16 protein-coding genes and 1 pseudogene are annotated in these 17,013 nt (G+C 71.6%); 3 read left to right on the forward strand and 14 right to left on the reverse strand.

The features are described from left to right. On the reverse strand, nucleotides 1-2,204 hold a 2,204-nt coding region (locus DKL51_RS19445; protein ID WP_124812346.1), incomplete at its 3' end, for a sensor histidine kinase. Nucleotides 2,205-2,546: 342 nt separating this feature from the next. On the opposite strand from DKL51_RS19445, the gene DKL51_RS19450 reads away from it, so the two are divergent. After that, complete coding sequence (locus DKL51_RS19450) at nucleotides 2,547-3,002, forward strand: ATP-binding protein (RefSeq protein WP_243420639.1); 456 nt, start codon at nucleotides 2,547-2,549, stop codon at nucleotides 3,000-3,002. On the opposite strand, the gene DKL51_RS19455 is transcribed toward DKL51_RS19450, so the two are convergent. The 4 genes and pseudogenes from DKL51_RS19455 to DKL51_RS19470 all read right to left on the reverse strand — a co-directional run bounded on the left by DKL51_RS19455 (nucleotide 3,003) and on the right by DKL51_RS19470 (nucleotide 5,561). Then, entirely contained in the window at nucleotides 3,003-4,079 is a 1,077-nt protein-coding gene (locus DKL51_RS19455; protein WP_109943344.1) for an adenosine deaminase, read from the reverse strand. Between the two features lie 54 nt (nucleotides 4,080-4,133). After that, nucleotides 4,134-4,547 carry a PPOX class F420-dependent oxidoreductase gene (locus DKL51_RS19460; RefSeq protein ID WP_109943343.1) on the reverse strand — a complete coding sequence of 138 codons (414 nt, stop codon included), beginning with the start codon at nucleotides 4,545-4,547 and terminating at the stop codon, nucleotides 4,134-4,136. Beyond that, nucleotides 4,544-5,113, reverse strand: coding sequence for an NADPH-dependent FMN reductase (locus DKL51_RS19465; RefSeq protein WP_109943342.1), 570 nt, complete (start codon nucleotides 5,111-5,113; stop codon nucleotides 4,544-4,546). The genes DKL51_RS19460 and DKL51_RS19465 overlap by 4 nt, the downstream gene beginning before the upstream one ends. After that, a pseudogene (locus tag DKL51_RS19470) lies at nucleotides 5,101-5,561 on the reverse strand (YczE/YyaS/YitT family protein). The gene DKL51_RS19465 and the pseudogene DKL51_RS19470 overlap by 13 nt, the downstream one beginning before the upstream one ends. Before the next feature lie 57 nt (nucleotides 5,562-5,618). On the opposite strand from DKL51_RS19470, the gene DKL51_RS19475 reads away from it, so the two are divergent. Together DKL51_RS19475 and DKL51_RS19480 are read left to right on the forward strand one after the other, a co-directional pair. Next, nucleotides 5,619-6,119 carry a MarR family winged helix-turn-helix transcriptional regulator gene (locus tag DKL51_RS19475; protein WP_109943341.1) on the forward strand — a complete coding sequence of 167 codons (501 nt, stop codon included), beginning with the start codon at nucleotides 5,619-5,621 and terminating at the stop codon, nucleotides 6,117-6,119. 1 nt (nucleotide 6,120) lies between these two features. Further along, entirely contained in the window at nucleotides 6,121-7,032 is a 912-nt protein-coding gene (locus tag DKL51_RS19480) for a putative RNA methyltransferase (RefSeq protein ID WP_109943340.1), read from the forward strand. A 5-nt stretch (nucleotides 7,033-7,037) separates the two neighbouring features. Here DKL51_RS19480 and DKL51_RS19485 read toward each other — a convergent pair whose 3' ends face one another. From DKL51_RS19485 to DKL51_RS19525, 9 genes are all read right to left on the reverse strand, one after another. Further along, complete coding sequence (locus DKL51_RS19485) at nucleotides 7,038-7,718, reverse strand: DUF4272 domain-containing protein (RefSeq protein WP_109943339.1); 681 nt, start codon at nucleotides 7,716-7,718, stop codon at nucleotides 7,038-7,040. Between the two features lie 111 nt (nucleotides 7,719-7,829). Further along, nucleotides 7,830-9,110: a thymidine phosphorylase gene (locus DKL51_RS19490; RefSeq protein ID WP_124812347.1), complete on the reverse strand. Its 1,281-nt coding sequence runs from the start codon at nucleotides 9,108-9,110 to the stop codon at nucleotides 7,830-7,832. Nucleotides 9,111-9,159: 49 nt separating this feature from the next. Then, nucleotides 9,160-9,867 carry a cytidine deaminase gene (locus DKL51_RS19495; RefSeq protein ID WP_109943337.1) on the reverse strand — a complete coding sequence of 236 codons (708 nt, stop codon included), beginning with the start codon at nucleotides 9,865-9,867 and terminating at the stop codon, nucleotides 9,160-9,162. 13 nt (nucleotides 9,868-9,880) lie between these two features. After that, nucleotides 9,881-11,161, reverse strand: a complete 1,281-nt coding sequence (locus tag DKL51_RS19500; protein ID WP_109943336.1) for an ABC transporter permease — start codon at nucleotides 11,159-11,161, stop codon at nucleotides 9,881-9,883. A gap of 2 nt (nucleotides 11,162-11,163) precedes the next feature. Continuing rightward, nucleotides 11,164-12,495: an ABC transporter permease gene (locus DKL51_RS19505; RefSeq protein ID WP_109943335.1), complete on the reverse strand. Its 1,332-nt coding sequence runs from the start codon at nucleotides 12,493-12,495 to the stop codon at nucleotides 11,164-11,166. A 76-nt stretch (nucleotides 12,496-12,571) separates the two neighbouring features. Further along, nucleotides 12,572-14,212 carry an ABC transporter ATP-binding protein gene (locus DKL51_RS19510; protein WP_185734853.1) on the reverse strand — a complete coding sequence of 547 codons (1,641 nt, stop codon included), beginning with the start codon at nucleotides 14,210-14,212 and terminating at the stop codon, nucleotides 12,572-12,574. Nucleotides 14,213-14,413: 201 nt separating this feature from the next. Then, nucleotides 14,414-15,484: a BMP family lipoprotein gene (locus DKL51_RS19515; protein WP_109943333.1), complete on the reverse strand. Its 1,071-nt coding sequence runs from the start codon at nucleotides 15,482-15,484 to the stop codon at nucleotides 14,414-14,416. Nucleotides 15,485-15,762: 278 nt separating this feature from the next. Further along, entirely contained in the window at nucleotides 15,763-16,104 is a 342-nt protein-coding gene (locus tag DKL51_RS19520) for a hypothetical protein (RefSeq protein WP_109943332.1), read from the reverse strand. A gap of 57 nt (nucleotides 16,105-16,161) precedes the next feature. Next, nucleotides 16,162-17,013, reverse strand: an 852-nt coding sequence (locus DKL51_RS19525; RefSeq protein WP_124812348.1) for a hypothetical protein, incomplete at its 5' end; no start/stop codon positions are given.

Consider the following 17,013-nt stretch of genomic DNA (forward strand, 5'->3'; position numbering starts at 1 on the left):
GAGCCGGCCGAGGCCGGGGTGCCCGCGCCGTTGGGCGAGGCGGGGTCGAAGGGCCGACCGCCGAGGGCCATCTGGTTACCGGAGTCGCCGGGGCGCGGCGCCGGGGTGGCCGGGCCGTTGCCGAGGGCCGCCAAGGCGCCGAAGGCCGGCGCCGGACCGATCGGCTGCGGGCCGGTCGTCGCCGGCGGGAGGGCCCGGGCCTGCTGCCCGCGACCGGAGAGGGCCCGCGGCACCAGGACCGAGGTGGGCAGGGTGACGTCGGCGACCGTGCCGCGGTCGGCGCCCGGCCGCAGCTCGACCTTCACGCCGTGTCGGGCGGCCAGCCGGGCGACCACGACCAGGCCCATCATCCGGGAGACCGCCACGTCCACCTGCGGCGGCGTGGCAAGTCGCTCGTTGAGCTCGCGCAACTGCTCGAAACCGATGCCGATGCCCCGGTCCTCGACGTAGAGCGACGCCCGGTCGCCCACCCGTCGGGCCTCGACCATGACGTGCGAGTCCGGCGGGGAGAAGGCGGTGGCGTTGTCGAACAGCTCGGCGACCAGGTGCACCAGGTCGTTGACCGCGTGCGCGGCGACCTCGATGTCCCGGTCGATGACGCCGAACTCGATCCGGGTGTAGTGCTCGACCTCGGACTGAGCGGCGCGAAGCACGTCGATCAGGGCGGCCGGTTCGCGCTGCACGCGGGTGGAGTCCGCGCCGGCGAGGACCAGGAGGTTCTCGTCGTTACGGCGCATCCGGGTGGCGAGGTGGTCGAGCTGGAACAGCTCGGCGAGCCGGTCCGGGTCCTCCTCGCCGCGCTCCAGCCGGTCCAGGTGGCCGATCAGCCGGTCGACCAGGATCTGCGAGCGGCGGGCCAGGTTGACGAACATCGTCGCGACGGACGCGCGCAATGCGGCCTGCTCGGCGGCGGTACGGACCGCCTCCAGGTGGACCGCGTTGAACGCCTCGGTCACCTGGCCGAACTCGTCCTTGCTCCGCACCGGCAGCGGTTCGGCGATCTGGTTGGCCAGCTGCACCGGGGAAAGCTGCCCGGTCACCTGCGGGTCGCGCAGTCGGGCCACCGCCTGCGGCAGGCCGTACTGGGCGACGGAGAGGGCACCCTGGCGCAGGTCGCGCAGCGAGCGGGCCATCGACCGGGCGACCAGGTACGCGAACAGGATCGCCAGCAGCAGCATGCTCAGCAGCAGGCCGGTCTCCAGGAAGACCTGGCGCTGCACGTCCGAGCGGAGGTTGTCGGCCTGCTTGACCACGTCGCCGTCGAGCTTCGACTCGACGGTACGGATCAGCTTGGCGTTGCCGACCATCGCGTCGTCCCACTGGTCCGGGCCGAAGGAGAGAAGCTTCAGCTCCCCGGACTCGTTGTCGTCGATCTGGCCCTGGTAGGACTTCACCTCGCGCAGGTCGCCCCCGGCGACGGTCTGCTGGTAGAGCTCCTTCTCGGACCCGTTGGCGACGGCGTTGAAGGCCTCATCCGCCTGCTCTTCAGCGGTGCCGGTGCGGATGTAGTCCTTGCGCAGGGCCTCGCTGAGCTTGCCGGCGGCAAGTGCGCGGTGCACGACCACCCGGCGCTCGGAGACGAACTCCTTGCTGCGGGCGATGGCGGCGGCGGCGCGCATCCGGTCGCTCAGGTCGCTGTCGCCGGCGAGCTGGGTACTCGAGTCGCGGACCTCCAGCAGGTCGCTGATCAGGCCCTCGTACTCCTTGATCGCGAAGCTGCTCGACATCTTGCCGTTGAAGACCTGGCTGCGGGTGCCGGGCAGGTCGGTGAGGCTCTGGTCGATCTCGTCGAGGATCTTCTCCAGCGAGGGGGGCAGCTCGTCCAGCTGAACGCGCTGCTGCGAGTACCGCCCCTTCGCCTTGTCGACCTCCTGGCCCACCTGGGTGTACGCGTCGGTGTACTGGGACTTGGCCTTCGGGTTGTCCGCATTCAGCAGCAGCACGGCGGCCGTCCGCTCGTCCTGCAGCTTGTCGACCATGTCGCCCGAGTAGCCGATCAGGGTGGCCAGGTCGCCGGCCCGGTTGGCATTGTTGAGCGTCTCCAGGTGGTCGACCAGCCCACTGGTGCCCACCACGACCGTGGCGATGGTCGGCACGATCATGATCAGACCGAGCTTGGACCAGATCGGCATGTCGCGGAGCCGGCTGGCCGGCCGGCGCAAACGCGACAGGAAGGAGCCCGCCGTCTTTGGTCGTTTGCTCACGTCACCGCCCTCGCATTACAGCGTCCGCGCGTTGCACTGGGCAACGCCGAGCGACCGACCCGGCGGGTCGGACCTCCGAGATTCCATCACGCCGTCTCGCAAAGAGAAAGCCCAGGTTGTCCGTCGCCGAAGGTGTGATGAGATGTTGATGCAATTTGATAGCAATCCGTCTGTCCGGAGTCACTCAAAGTAATGGAACACCCTCACCGCGTCGTTTTGCTGGCCGGCCCCTCCGGCTCCGGAAAGTCCTATATCGCGCTACAAACCGGACTTCCGGTTCTTTGCCTGGACGACTTCTACAAGGACGGCGATGACCCTACGTTGCCGCATCGGAACGGACAGGTGGATTGGGAGTCCCCGCAGTCCTGGGACGCCGAGACGGCGGTGGACACCATTGCCCGACTGGCCCGTTTCGGCAAGGCCGAAGTGCCGGTTTATGCGATCGGCGCAGACCGTCGGGTAGCCATGCGGCCATTCGATCTCGCCGGATCGCCACTTTTCGTCGCCGAAGGGATTTTCGCCGCCGAGATCGTCGAGGCGTGCCGCCGCCGGGGCCTGCTCGCCGGGGCGTACGCGCTGCGCCGGCCACGCGGCGCGACCTTCCTCCGCCGGCTCGCCCGCGATCTGGCCGAGCAGCGCAAGGCCCCCCGGGTGCTGATTCGGCGCGGGGTCACCCTGCTGCGGGCCGAGCCGGCCGTGCTGCGCCGGCAGACCGGGCTCGGGGCCGAGGCGGCCCGGGCCCGGGAGGTGCTGCACCGGGTGGCCGCCCTGCTCGCCGGCCACCCGCACCAGCCGTGATCAGCCGATCAGCTTCGCGTACGCCGGCTTGATCACCTCGTCGATGATCCTCAGCCGCTCGTCGAACGGGATGAAGGCGCTCTTCATCGCGTTGATCGTGAACCACTGGAGCTCCTTCCAGCCGTAGCCGAAGGCCTCCACCAGCAGCGCCATCTCCCGCGACATCGACGTCCCGCTCATCAGCCGGTTGTCGGTGTTCACCGTCACCCGGAAGCGCAGGTCGCGCAGCAGCCCGATGGGGTGCTCGGCGATCGAGGGGGCGGCGCCGGTCTGCACGTTGGACGAGGGGCAGAGTTCCAGCGGGATGCGCTTGTCGCGGACGTACGCGGCCAGCCGGCCGAGCGCCGGCGGCTCGCCCGGGGTGATGTCGTCCACGATCCGGACTCCGTGGCCCAGCCGGTCAGCGCCGCACCACTGGATCGCCTGCCAGATCGACGGCAGCCCGAACGCCTCGCCGGCGTGGATGGTGAAGTGGAAGTTTTCCCGCTGGAGGTACTCGAAGGCGTCCAGGTGCCGGGTGGGCGGGAAGCCCGCCTCCGCGCCGGCGATGTCGAATCCGACCACCCCGGCGTCCCGGTGCCGGACGGCCAGCTCGGCGATCTCCTGCGAGCGGGCGGCGTGCCGCATCGCGGTGAGCAGCGTGCCGACCCGGATCGGGGTGCCGGCCTGGGCGGCCAGCTCACTCCCCTCGACGAAGCCGGCGACGACCGCCTCCACCACCTGGTTCAGGGTCAGGTTCCGCTCCAGGTGCTGCTCCGGGGCGAACCGGACCTCCGCGTACACCACCCCGTCGGCGGCCAGGTCCAGCGCGCACTCGCGGGCGACCCGACGCAGCGCCGGCGCGGTCTGCATGACCGCCACGGTGTGCGCGAAGGTCTCGAGGTAACGCTCCAGCGAACCGGAGTTGGCCGCCTCCGCGAACCAGCGACCCAGCGCCTCCGGGTCGGTGGTGGGCAGCTCGTGGCCGACCTCCGCGGCCAGCTCCACGATCGTCGCCGGCCGCAGACCGCCGTCGAGGTGATCGTGCAGCAGCGCCTTCGGGACCTTGACGATGTCCTCGTACGAGATTGCGACCATGCTCAGACATTAGTCACCGGCGCAGCGGCGGGACGGGACTGGCCCGTTCCCGGCTCAGGGCCGCCAGCCGTACAGCCGGTCGACCGCGAGGCGGATCACCAGGCGGCCGTCGGCGACCATCGTCGCCCGGTAGTCCGCCCAGTCCGGGTGCTCGCCCCGGATCCGCCGGTAGACCTCGACCAGCTCCTCGACGGTGCCGTCGTCCGGGGCCGCAGCCGGCGGGGTGAGCGTCACCATCCCCTCGGCCACCGCGTACGCCCCACCGTCCGGGGTGCTGACGTGGAAGCTGGCCCGGGGATCGCGCCGGAGGTTGCGCACCTTGGCCCGGTCGGCGGTGGTGGAGCAGCGGATGAGCCCCGGCTCGGCCAGGTAGTCCACGTTCGAGAGCTGCGGCCGCCCGTCCCGGCGCAGCGTCACCAGCACCCCGCGCCCACGCTCGCCGAACAGCTCCCACAGCCGGGCGCTCACGCCGGCACCCGCAGCGGGGCGAGCGCGGCGGCCAGCCGGGCGACCTCGTCCAGCATCAGTTTGGCGGCAGCCTCCCGTCCCGGGTCCGGCGTCAGCTCGCCGTCGTCGTCCAGCGCCTGCCGCAGGAAGACCGGCACCGAATCGTTGACCGGCACCATCATCAGCGTGGTGACGACCTGCTTGATCATCTGCACCGCACGCAGGCCGCCGGAGGTCATGCCGTAGCTGACAAAGCCCACCGGCTTGTAGCGCCACTCGTCGTAGAGGTAGTCGATCGCGTTCTTCAGCGGGGCGCTGAAGCCGTAGTTGTACTCCGGCATGACGAAGACGAATGCGTCGGCGGCCGCCACCGTGCCGCTCCACTCCCGGGTGTGCCGGTGCACGTACCGCCCCTCCGAGGGGTGGTACGGCTCGTCGTGGAAGGGAAGCCCGACCTCCGCGAGGTCGACCAGGCGTACGTCGTCGAACGCGGCATGCCGCACGGCGGTCTCCAGGAACCAGTCACCGATCCGGCGGCCGATCCGGCCGGGGCGGGTGCTGGCGACGATCACGTTCAGGCGGGGCATGGCGGGGTCACTCCTGTCGGGATGGGCCGGGCAGCGACCGGCGAGGCGAGGCGGGGGATGAGGTGGTGGACGAGCGGACCGATGCTCACCGCGTAGCGGAGGGTGCCAGGGCCGACGGTGCCGCCGAGGAGCCAGCCGACGGCGAGCACGCCCAACTCGATCAGAGTGCGCACCCGGCGGATCGGCAGGCCGCGCGCGGCCAGGCCGGTCATCAGCCCGTCCCGCGGGCCGGGCCCGAGACGGGCACCGAGGTAGAGGGCGGTGGCCATCGCATTGAGCAGGATCCCGGCCAACAGCAGGGCGACGCGGAGCGGGTGGCCAGGCCCTGGTGCAGGACGTCCCAGGACGCGAGCCCAAGGTCCGCCCGGACCAGCAGGGCGATGCTGGCGCCGAAGAGTGCCAGACCGACCAGCAGCCGGACCGTCCGAGCACGCGACGTAGTTGACATGTCATCGACACTAGGACGGGTTGGATGACATGTCAACGACTGGGTTAGGATCGGCGCATGGACGCACCACGCTGGCTGGACGAGCGGGAGGACCGGGCCTGGCGCGGCTATCGGCGGATGCGCCGGCTGCTCGACCTGGAGCTCGCCCGCGAGCTGATGCAGGACGCCGGTCTCTCCGAGCCGGACTACGACGTCCTCTCCGACCTCTCGGAGACGCCGGATCAACGGCTGCGCCTCAGCGAGCTGGCCGACCGGATGCTCTGGTCCCGCAGCCGGCTCTCGCACCACCTCGCCCGGATGCAGCAACGCGGCCTGGTCACCCGGGAGGAGTGCCCGTCGGACGGCCGCGGTTCCATCGTGGTGCTCACCCCAGCCGGTCGGCGGGCCATCGAGGCGGCCGCCCCCGGTCACGTGGCCGCCGTCCGGCGGCACCTGATCGACCTGCTCACCCCCGAGGAGATGGACGCGCTCGCCGCGCTGAGCCACCGGGTGGTCGATCACCTCGCCGGCCCGGACCGCGGCCGCGCCGCCCCGACCGCCGCCGATCCGGCCGCCTGACGTGGACGGCCGCATCCTCGACCGGCTGCGCTGCCCCGTCTGCGGCGAGCCCCTCGCCGAGACCACCGCCGGCACCGCGCGGGCGGTGCGCTGCCCGCGCCGGCACAGCTTCGACATCGCCCGCCAGGGCTACGTCAACCTGCTCGCCGGCCGCGCCCCGCACGCCGGGGACACCGCCGAGATGGTCGCCGCCCGCGCCGACTTCCTCGCCGCCGGGCACTACGACACCATCGCCGCCGCCCTCGCCGCCGCCGCGACCCGGATCGTGTACGGCGAGTCGCCGGTCCCGGCCACCGGTTCGACGGACGAGGGCGCCACCGAAGGTCGCGCGACGCAGACGTACCCGCTGGTCGTAGACGCCGGCGCGGGCACCGGCTGGTATCTCGCCGCGGTGCTGGCGGCGCTGCCGGACGCGGTCGGCCTGGCCCTGGACGTCTCCAAGCCGGCACTGCGCCGCGCGGCCCGGGCCCACCCGCGCGCCGCAGCGGCGCTCGCCGACACCTGGCAACGGCTCCCGCTGGCCGACGCCTCCACCAGCGTCCTGCTGAACGTCTTCGCCCCGCGCAACGGGGCGGAGTTCCGCCGGGTCCTCGACCCGGCGGGCGCGCTGCTGGTGGTCACCCCGGCCGAGGACCACCTCGCCGAACTGGTCGACGCGCTCGACCTGCTGAGGGTCGACCCGGCCAAGGCCGACCGGGTCGCCGGGAGCCTCGCCGGGCACTTCACCGAGGAGTCGAGCACGGTGCACCGGACCCGGCTGGCGCTCACCGGCTCCGAGGTGGCCACCCTGGTCGGGATGGGCCCGAGCGCCTGGCACACCGACCCGGCCCGGCTCGCCGAACGGATCACCGCCCTGCCCGAACCGGTCGCGGTCACGCTCGCGGTCCGGCTCAGCGTGCACCGACCGCGCTGACCGGGTCAGGTGGAGAGGTCGACCTCTTCCCAGCCCGGTGGCTCGTCGTGGTACGGCCCGCGGAGCATCACCGCCCACTCCAGCGCCCACCGGCGCTGCCCGATGGCGTTCGCGTCCACCAGCCCGGGCAGCGCCCGCCCGGCCCGCTCCGTCTCCAGGTACGCCCAGTCCAGGCAGTAGTGCAGGTCGAGCAGGGCGGCCGCGTCGGCGGGGTGCTGCGGGGCAGCCAGGATCCGGGCCCGCCACCGGGGGAAGGTCTCCCCCGCGGCGATGTTCGGCATCCGTTCCACCAGCCGCGGGTCCACCGGCACGGTCGGATCGAGCACCTTGGTCAGGCCCAGCACCCAGGCCAGCGAGAAGAGCGCGTCGTGGTGCAGCACGAACGACCGGTGGTCGCCCTTGCCGCCCATCACGAACTGCCACTCGGGTGGCGTCACCATGTCCACCAGCCGCGACTCGAGCAGCCAACTCATCGCCGCCTGCGGCGGCATCCCGAAGCAGCGGGCCAGGATCAGGTGCAGCACCGCGATCCGCGCCTCGATCTCGGCAGTGGGCCGCAGCTCGATCTCGTCGCCCGGCTCCCACACCAGCGGGAACTGTCGCGGCGGCAGCGGCAGACCCAGCCGGGACAGCTCGTCGAGGCTCGCCTCACGGACGGCCCGGGGGTCGGGGGCGGTTACGCGCACGGCTCAGGTCCCTGTCTGCTCACATCGGCTGATCACCGGTTGCCCCCCCTTGCGCAGGGAGAATAGCGGTTCCGGATCACCAGCACCACGGCACCGCCAGACCGGAATTGATCAGCCGATCCGCTCGATGACCAACGGCCTCGCCGCCGGCTCGTCCGGCGCGATCCGCACCGCCCGCTCCGCCTCGGCCAGCGCCGGCGGGATCCGCACCGCGTGCTCGGCGCGCAGCTCGTAGAGGGGCTCACCGACGCGTACCCGGTCACCCGGACGCTTGTGCAGTAAGACCCCGGCCGGGATGCTGACCGGGTCCTCCTTGCGGGCGCGCCCGGCACCGAGCCGCCAGGCGGCCACCCCGATCGCGTACGCGTCGACGCCGGCGACGTAGCCGTCTTCGGCGGCGCAAACCACCTCGACCTCGTTTGCGGTGGCCATCGGGGCGTCCGGGTCGCCGCCCTGCGCCCGGATCATCCTCCGCCAGGCGTCCATCGCCCGGCCGTCCCGCAGCGCCGCCGCCGGGTCGGCGTCCGGCAGCCCGGCCGCGTCGAGCATTTCCCGGGCCAGGGCCAGGGTCAGCTCCACCACGTCGGCCGGACCGCCCCCGGCCAGCACCTCTACCGACTCGGTCACCTCGACCGCGTTGCCGACGGCCCGGCCCAGCGGGGTGGACATGTCGGTGAGCAGGGCGACCGTCTTCACGCCGTGCGCACCGCCCAGCTCGACCATGGTCCGGGCCAGCTCGCGGGCGTCGTCGACGGACTTCATGAACGCCCCGGAGCCGACCTTCACATCGAGCACCAGCGCGCCGGTCCCCTCGGCGATCTTCTTGCTCATGATCGAGCTGGCGATCAGCGGTATCGCCTCGACGGTGCCAGTGACGTCGCGCAGCGCGTACAGCTTGCGGTCGGCCGGGGCCAGCCCCTCGCCGGCCGCGCAGATCACCGCGCCGACGTCCCGGAGCTGGGCGATGAACTCGTCATTGCTCAGCGCCGCCCGCCAGCCGGGGATCGACTCCAGCTTGTCCAGCGTGCCGCCGGTGTGCCCGAGCCCGCGCCCGGAAAGCTGCGGCACCGCGGCGCCGCAGGCGGCGACCAGCGGGGTGAGCGGGAGGGTGATCTTGTCACCGACGCCGCCGGTGGAGTGCTTGTCCACGGTCGGCCGGGCCACCGGGGAGAGGTCCAGCCGCTCCCCGCTGGCGATCATCGCGGCGGTCCACAGGGCGATCTCCGGCCCGGTCATCCCGCGCAGCAGGATCGCCATGGCCAGCGCCGACATCTGCTCGTCCGCCACCAGCCCCTTGGTGTACGCGTCGACCACCCAGTCGATCTGGGCGTCGCTCAGCACACCCCCGTCCCGCTTCGCCCGGATGACGTCAACCGCCGTGAACGCACTCATCGTCGAGTTCCTTTTCGTCGTTGCAGGTGCCGGCCGCGACCCGAAGGGGTCAGCGATCCGACCAGCGGGTCGGGATCTCCATCGGAGGCTCGCCCTCACCCGCCCAGAAGATGGTGCCGCTGGCGTCGACCACCACCACCCGGGGCGTACGGGCCAGCCCCCAGGTGATCGCCTCGGCCGGGTCGTCCCAGGTCGGGCCCTCCTCCAGCACCCCGGTCTCGGCGCCCTCGGTGTCCCCGGCCGACCGCTCCCAGTACGCCGTCCAGACCTGCTGCCCGGCGGAGAGGTCCGGGTGCACGAAGACCGTGCCCCGGCCGCGCCAGGCGGCGAGCCGGTCCGGCACCACCGGTACCGGCTGCTCGGCGGTCACCGCCTCCAGGTCCCGCACGTCGAAGGCGTGCGGCAGCAGCTCCGCCATCCGCAGCGGGCCGCCCTTCGCCTCGATCAGGCACTCCGGGCCGCCCTGCTCCCAGAGCAGCTGGCGGCACCGGCCGCACGGCATCAGCGGCTCGCCAGTGGCGTCGACGCAGGAGAGCGCGACAAGCCGGCCACCGCCGGTGGCGTGCAGCGAGGAGACCACCCCGCACTCGGCGCAGAGCACCACGCCGTACGCGGCGTTCTCGACGTTGCAGCCGACCACCACCCGGCCGTCGTCGACCAGGGCGGCCGCCCCGACCGGGAACTTCGAGTACGGCACGTACGCGTGCCGCATCACCTCGGTGGCGGCGGCCCGCAGCCGCCCCCAGTCGATGTCCACGTGCTTACCCCCGTCAGCCCTTGATGTACGGCTTGCCGTCCGCCGCAGGTGCGCGTACCCGGCCGACCAGGCCAGCCACCGCCAGGATCGTCGCCAGGTACGGCAGCATCGCCAGGAACTGGCTGGGGATGCTGCTGCCGATCGCGCCCAGGTAGGTGGCGAGCTGGTCGGCGAAGCCGAAGAAGAGCGCCGCGAGCAGCGCCCCGGTCGGGCTCCACCGGCCGAAGATCAGCGCGGCCAGGGCGATGAAGCCCTTACCGCCGATCATGTTCTTGGTGAACGAGTAGAGCGCCAGCGTGTAGGAGGCGCCGCCGATGCCGGCCACCATTCCGGCCATGATCACGTTGCGGTAGCGCAGCCCCAGCACCTTCACGCCCACGGTGTCGGCGGCGGTGGGGTGCTCGCCCACCGAGCGGGTCCGCAGGCCCCACCTGGTACGGAACAGCGCGATGTGGATGACCAGCACCAGCAGCAGGCCGAGGTAGAGGAAGATGTTGCCGCGGAACAGCGCCGGCCCGATCACCGGGATGTCCTTGAGCAGCGGGATCTCCCAGTTGCCGAACCGGGGCGCGCTGTTGTACTTCTGCGCGTCGGTCTGCATCAGCCGCTCGTAGAGGAAGCCGGTGACGCCGACCGCCAGCAGGTTCAGCACGATGCCCATGACGACCTGGTCGACCAGGTAGCGGATGGCGAAGACCGCCAGCAGCAGCGAGATGAACGCGCCGCCGATCGCGGCGGCGACCAGCCCGACCCAGACGCTGCCGGAGATGCTGCCGAAGAGCGCCCCGGAGAAGGCACCCATCAGCAGCTGGCCCTCGATCGCCACGTTGACGACGCCGGTCCGCTCGCAGAGCACCCCGGCGAGCGCACCGAAGATCAGCGGTAGGGCCAGGATGAACGTGCCGCGCACGATGTTGACCAGCGGCATGAAGTTCCGGCCCTCGGGGGCGGCGGAGACCTGCCAGCAGAGGAAGCTCAGCACGAAGGCGACCAGCCCCACGCCGAGCGTCAGGGTGAACCAGCGCTTCGGCACCCCGGCCAGCAGGGCAGCGCCGGCCGCGGCCGCGATGACCCCGAAGAGGATCGCGCCGACAGTGCCGTTGATCTCCAGCGCGGCCCCGCCCTCGGTCTCGCTGAGCGTGAAGCGGGCCTGCTGACCGGTGGCGAGCGCCCCGAAGAGCACCGCGGCGAGCACGCCCAGCGCCAGCAGGACGGCGCCCGTCTTGCGCGTACGCGTCCAGAAGCCCTCGTCGACCGGGGCGACGGCGACGTCAGGGACAGCGGTGGTGGACATGCTCACCAGCCCTTCGCAAGGCTCGTCTGCAGCCGGGCGGCGCGGGCGGCCCGGAGCTGGAAGATCGCCTTCACCAGGGCCGGCGCGGCGATGAAGATGACGATCAGGGCCTGGAGCACGGTGACCAGCTCCAGCGAGATCCCCGAGTACGACTGCATCCGGTTGCCGCCGGCCTGGAGCGCGCCGAAGAGCAGCGCGGCCAGCAGCACACCCCACGGCTTCACCCGGCCGAGCAGCGCCACCAGGATGCCGTCGAAGCCGATCTGCGCGATCACCAACGGGGTGAGCGCGTTCGCCGTGGAGCCGAGCACCATGTTGGCGCCGCCCAGCCCGGCGAGCAGACCGGAGACCACCATGATCAGCACGTACGTCCGGGTCACGCTGATGCCCGCCGTCCGCGCGGCGTCCGGGTTGGCGCCGACGGCACGCAGCTCGAAGCCGAGCGTGGAGCGGTTGAGCAGCCAGGCGACGAACCAGGTGACCAGCACCGCGAGCAGGATGCCGGCGTGCACCCGCAGGTTGTCGCCGAGCAGCCGGGGCAGCTGGGCCGAGGCGTCGACGGGCTTGCTGATCGCGTCGGAACGGTTCGGGTTCTGCACCCCGTTCTGGACGATGATCCAGGACAGGAAGTAGACCGCGACGTAGTTCAGCATGATCGTGTTGATCACCTCGTGGGCGCCGGTCCGCGCCTTGAGGATGCCCGGGACGAAGCCCCAGAGCGCGCCGCCGGCCGCACCGGCGATCAGCGCGACGAGCAGGTGCACCACCGGGGGCAGCGGCAGGGCGAAACCGGCGATGGCGGCGAGGATTACGCCGATGGTCGCCTGGCCCTGGGCGCCGATGTTGAACAGGCCGCCGCGGAAGGCGAGCGCGACCGAGAGACCGGTGAAGGCCAGCGGCGCGGTGTAGGTGAGCGTCTCCGAGATCGGGCCCATCGCCGCCTGGAAGCCGGAGGCATCCGGGTCGAAGATCGCGCCCTTGAACAGGTTGGCGTACGCCTCGCTGACCACCGTCCAGCTTGAGTTGATCGCGTCGGCCGGGCGGGCGGTGATGTAGCCGTAGGTGGCCAGCACCTCCGGGTCGGAGACGATGATCAGCACGGCGCCGACCAGCATCGCCAGCAGCACCGCGAGCACCGTGACGGTGACGGTGTTGGCCGCCCAGAGGTTGTCCAGGAACAGCCGGCCCAGCGAGGGGCGGGGCTCCGGCTCGGGCTGCTTCGGTGCGGTGGCGGTCGCCGCGCGGTCGGTGTTGCCGACCGCGTTCTGCGCCGCCTGCGCCTCGGTCGCCGGCTCCTTGTCGGGGGAGCCCGACACCGGGTTGGGGGAGCTCATGCCGCCACCTCGCTGCGCTCGGCGCCGGCACGAGTCACCATGGCGCTGTACTGATGATTCGCTCGCTGACGCTCGCTCATGCCTCGTCCTCGTTACCAGGGCCCTCGGGGGCCGGGGCCGCGGCGCCGGGCTCGCCGGCCGTACCGCTGGTGCTGCCGGCCGTGGTGGCTGCGCCGCCAGCGGGCGCGGCCGAGCCGGCGCCGGCGGCCGTGTCCGGGGTGATGCCGGCCATCAGCAGGCCGATCTCCTCGCGGGGGGTGTTCGGGCCGACGATGCCGATGATCCGGCCGCGGTACATCACCGCGATCCGGTCGGCCAGTCCGATCACCTCGTCCAGCTCGCTGGAGACCACCATGACCGCGGTGCCGATGTCCCGCTCGCGGATCACCCGACTGTGGATGAACTCGATCGAGCCGACGTCGACGCCCCGGGTCGGCTGGGCGGCGATGAGCAGCTTCAGCGGCCGGGAGAGCTCCCGGGCCACGATCACCTTCTGCTGATTACCGCCGGAGAGGGTGCTGACCGCCGCGTCCGCCGAGGAGGTACGGATGTCGAACTGCTCGATCCGCTCCTTCGCCGACTTCGCGATCGCGTCCGGCTTGAGCGAGAGGCCCCGGCCGAAGGGCGGCCGGTCGTAGATGTCCAGCACCAGGTTCTCCGCGACGGAGAACTCCTTGACCAGGCCGTCGACGCTGCGGTCCTCCGGCACGTAGCCGACCCCGGCGTGCAGCACCTTCTTGGTCGACCAGCCGTGCACGGCCTGGCCGTCGAGGGTGACCGTGCCGGCGAGCACCGGCCGCAGGCCCATGATCGCCTCGATCAGTTCGGTCTGCCCGTTGCCCTGCACGCCCGCGATGCCGAGCACCTCGCCGGCGTGCACGGTCAGGTCGACGCCGTCGACCGCGCGGATCTGCCGGTCGTCGTCGACGACCAGGCCGGAGACCTCGAGGATCGGCTTGCCCGGGGTGCCCGGCTGCTTCTCCACGGTCAGCCGGACGCTGCGGCCGACCATCAGCGCGGCCAGCTCGTCGCGGCTGGCGGTCGGCGAGGCGGTGCCGACGGTCTTCCCGCGCCGGATCACGGTGATCCGGTCGGCGATCGCCTTGACCTCGCCGAGCTTGTGGGTGATGAAGACGATCGACTTGCCGGCCGCCTTGAGCGACCGCATGACCGTCAGCAGTTCCTCGGTCTCCTGCGGGGTGAGCACCGCGGTCGGCTCGTCCAGGATCAGCAGGTCGACGTCGCGGGTGAGCGCCTTGACGATCTCCACCCGCTGCTGGATGCCGACCGGCAGGTCCTCGACCGTCGCGTCCGGGTCGACCCGCAGGTTGTACCGCTCGGAGACCTCGGCGACCTCGCGCCGGGCGCGCCGGCGGTCGAGGAAGCCGGCGATGCCGCCCTTGACCTGCTCGGCGCCGAGCATGACGTTCTCGGCGACGGTGAAGACCGGTACCAGCATGAAGTGCTGGTGCACCATGCCGATCCCGGCCGCGATCGCGTCGGAGGGGCCGCGCAGCTTCAGCGGCTTCCCGTCGACCAGGATCTCGCCCTCGTCGGGCTGGTACAGCCCGTAGAGCACGTTCATCAGGGTCGACTTGCCGGCACCGTTCTCGCCGAGCAGGGCGTGGATCTCTCCAGGCTCCACCGTCAGATCGATGTGGTCGTTGGCGACCAGATCACCGAACCGTTTGGTGATGCCGCGCAGTTCGAGTCTCAGCGCAACCTCCTGGAGTGCGAGCGATGGTGCAGCGTAGCTGCCGTGCCGGGCACCGAGCTGGGCCGGCCTTGGGGTGGAGCGGATCGGCCGCCCCGGCGGCGCGGGAGGTGTTCCCGCGTTCGCCGAGGCGGCCGGATCGTCATGCGTGGTGCCCGCCGGCCTCCGCTGCCGATGATCTCACCGCGGCGGCCGGCGAATGGGTCACTTGGTCGGCTGAGCCTTCGAGGTGACCGTGATGGTGCCGGCGGCGATGTCAGCCTTGATCTTCTCGACCTCGGCCTTGAGGTCCGCCGGGACCTTGCTGTCGAACTCGTGGTACGGGGCGATGGAGACGCCGTTGTTGGCCAGGGTGCCCACGAAGCCCGGCTTGGCCTGCAGCTTCTCGCCACCGGCGGCCTTGAGCACGGCCTCCTTGACGGCGTCCGGGATGTTCTTGACCACGGTGGTGACCAGCGCCGGGCAGTTCGGGGTGCTCTCGCAGCCGTCGACGTCCACCCAGATCACCGAGTACTTGCCGCCCGAGGCCTGGGCCGCGGCGGTGGTGCCGAGGCCGGCGCCGCCGGCGACCGGCATGATGATGTCCGCGCCCTGGGCGACCAGGGTGTCGGAGACCTTCTTGCCCTCGTCCTGCTTGACGAAGTCGTTGGTGAAGGAACCCTTCTGGGCCGCCTTGTCCCAACCGAGGACCTGGACGTTCTTGCCCTTGGCCTTGTTGTAGTACGCGACGCCGTCGGCGAAGCCGTCCATGAAGATGGTCACCGGCGGGATCGGCAGACCACCGTAGGTGCCGACCTTGCCGGTCTTGCTCATCCCGGCGGCCAGGTAGCCGGCCTGGAACGCGGCCTGCGCTGTGTCGAACTGCATCGGGTAGATGTTGTCCAGACCCGGGTTCGAGTCGACGATGGCGAACTGCTGGTTCGGGTTCGCCTGCGCGGCCTTCTTCGTGGCGTCGGACATCAGGCCGCCGACGGCCAGGATGAAGTCGCACTTCTGGTTGACGAAGCCGGTCAGGTTGACCTCGTAGTCCGCCTCAGCCTTCGACTGGACGTTCTTGATGTCGATGTTGTCGTTCTCCTTCTTCGCCTCCTGGAGGCCCTTCCAGGCCGAGGTGTTGAAGGACTTGTCGTCGATGCCGCCGACGTCGGTCACCATGCAGGCGCTGAACTTCTTGCCGCCGTTGCCGCCGGCGTTGTTGTTGTTCTTGGGGGCCTCACCACACGCGGCGGCGCCCAGCACGAGCCCACCCGCCACGAAGGCGGAGGCGATCCGCATCCCACGCACAGAGCGCAAGACGTCTCCTTCCCATTGCTCACCGCTCCACGTGCGGTGGCAGCCCATAAGCCGGCTTGCACGGTGCCGCCGGCTGTCCCACGTTACGGACGGGAGCGTACGCCCGCGTCCGCCCACCGGCCGCCAATCGTGCACGACTGTTGAGTGCCTGTTACCCCTACGTAACCCTTGCGTGGGGCAGATCACCCGCCGTGCCGACAGCCCTCCGGAGAGGTGTCGCGAACGTCCGTTTCCCGGTGGCGTCTCCCCTGCTCGCGGCGTTACCGCCAGAACACCGCCACCGCCGCGTTGACCAGGGTCAACCCGATGATGGCAAGGAAGTGGCCCCGGTTGACCGACTCCCGCTTACGGGAGAAGAAGACCATGACAAAGATCAGCAGCGCGAGCACCAACTTGGTAACAAGTTTGGCGGGCGCCGGCTCGGGACCCTCGCGCAGCGGGGCGCTGAGACCGATTCCGGTCAGCAGCATGATCACCGAGCCCCAGAGCATGGCGGCGTTGATCCGCAGCCGCCCCGTGACGTACTGGGCGATCGCGCCGCCGAGGAGCAACGCGAACCCGATCAGATGGACGTAGCGAAGTACCAACCGAAGAGCTTCCACACGGGCCATCCTCCCCTACCAACGACGGTTTGTAGTAGCCGGCCCGCCGGGGCGATCTCATACCGTGATCTCGGCCGGCCGCCGCTCGTCCGCCACCGGGCCGGCGACCTCGGCTGACCGGAACCGCCCGACCAGCACCAGGACGAGGCCGACCACCGCGTAGCCGGTCAGCACCGCGAGCGAGCGGGTCGCGCCGGCCCCGTCGAAGAAGGCCGTCGAACGGAGCAGGGTGCCGCCGGCACCGACCGGCAGGAACTGCCCGACCGTGCCCCAGGGCTGGGGCAGCAGCTCCGGCGCGGCGCTGACCGCGGAGAGCGGGTTGCCGACCAGGAAGACCAGCAGCGCGCCGAGCCCGATCCCCGGGTTGCCGAGCAGCGCCCCGAGGCCGGCGACGGTCCCGGCGGCGGCCAGCGCGAAGAGGCCGATCGCGCCCGCCTCCCGCCAGAGGTCGCCGTCGAGGACGCCGAGCCAGCCGTGCAGCACCGCCGCGCCCACCAGGCCGGCGAGGACGGCGTAGCCGAGCAGCCCGAGCAGTCGGGCGCCCCGGTGGGCGACCAGGAGGGTGAGCAGCGCCCCGGCGAGCATGCTGGTCAGCGCGAGCGGCAGGAACCCGGCGGCGAAGCCGGCGCCGCGCGGGTCGTCGGGGTCGGCGGGGACGACCTGGACCACGGGCACCGGCCGACCGGCGGAGAGCTGGGCGGCCGCCTCGGTCAGCAGCGCGGCGACGGTCGGGCTGGCCGCCGGGGCGGTGTGCAGGGTGATCCCCTCCGGCCCGGCGACGAAAGCGGCGTACACCTCCCGGTCGCGGAGCGCCCGGTCGGCCGCCGCCGCGTCGGGCAGGGTGGTGACGTCGAAGGCGCCTGGTCGCGCGGCGGCGAGCCGGCCGGCGAGTGCGTCGGTGGCGGGCGC

Origin of the sequence: Micromonospora globispora, assembly GCF_003857015.1 — a bacterium.
In the GTDB taxonomy this organism is placed as follows: Bacteria; Actinomycetota; Actinomycetes; order Mycobacteriales; family Micromonosporaceae; genus Micromonospora; species Micromonospora globispora.

What these genes read in the sequence shown, in the direction of transcription:
- DKL51_RS19490 (WP_124812347.1), bottom strand. Translation starts at nt 9,110, where the DNA reads ATGAGTGCGTTCACGGCGGTTGACGTCATCCGGGCGAAGCGGGACGGG.
- DKL51_RS19515 (WP_109943333.1), bottom strand. Translation starts at nt 15,484, where the DNA reads ATGCGGATCGCCTCCGCCTTCGTGGCGGGTGGGCTCGTGCTGGGCGCC.
- DKL51_RS19475 (WP_109943341.1), top strand. Translation starts at nt 5,619, where the DNA reads ATGGACGCACCACGCTGGCTGGACGAGCGGGAGGACCGGGCCTGGCGC.
- DKL51_RS19455 (WP_109943344.1), bottom strand. Translation starts at nt 4,079, where the DNA reads ATGGTCGCAATCTCGTACGAGGACATCGTCAAGGTCCCGAAGGCGCTG.
- DKL51_RS19465 (WP_109943342.1), bottom strand. Translation starts at nt 5,113, where the DNA reads ATGCCCCGCCTGAACGTGATCGTCGCCAGCACCCGCCCCGGCCGGATC.
- DKL51_RS19500 (WP_109943336.1), bottom strand. Translation starts at nt 11,161, where the DNA reads ATGTCCACCACCGCTGTCCCTGACGTCGCCGTCGCCCCGGTCGACGAG.
- DKL51_RS19505 (WP_109943335.1), bottom strand. Translation starts at nt 12,495, where the DNA reads ATGAGCTCCCCCAACCCGGTGTCGGGCTCCCCCGACAAGGAGCCGGCG.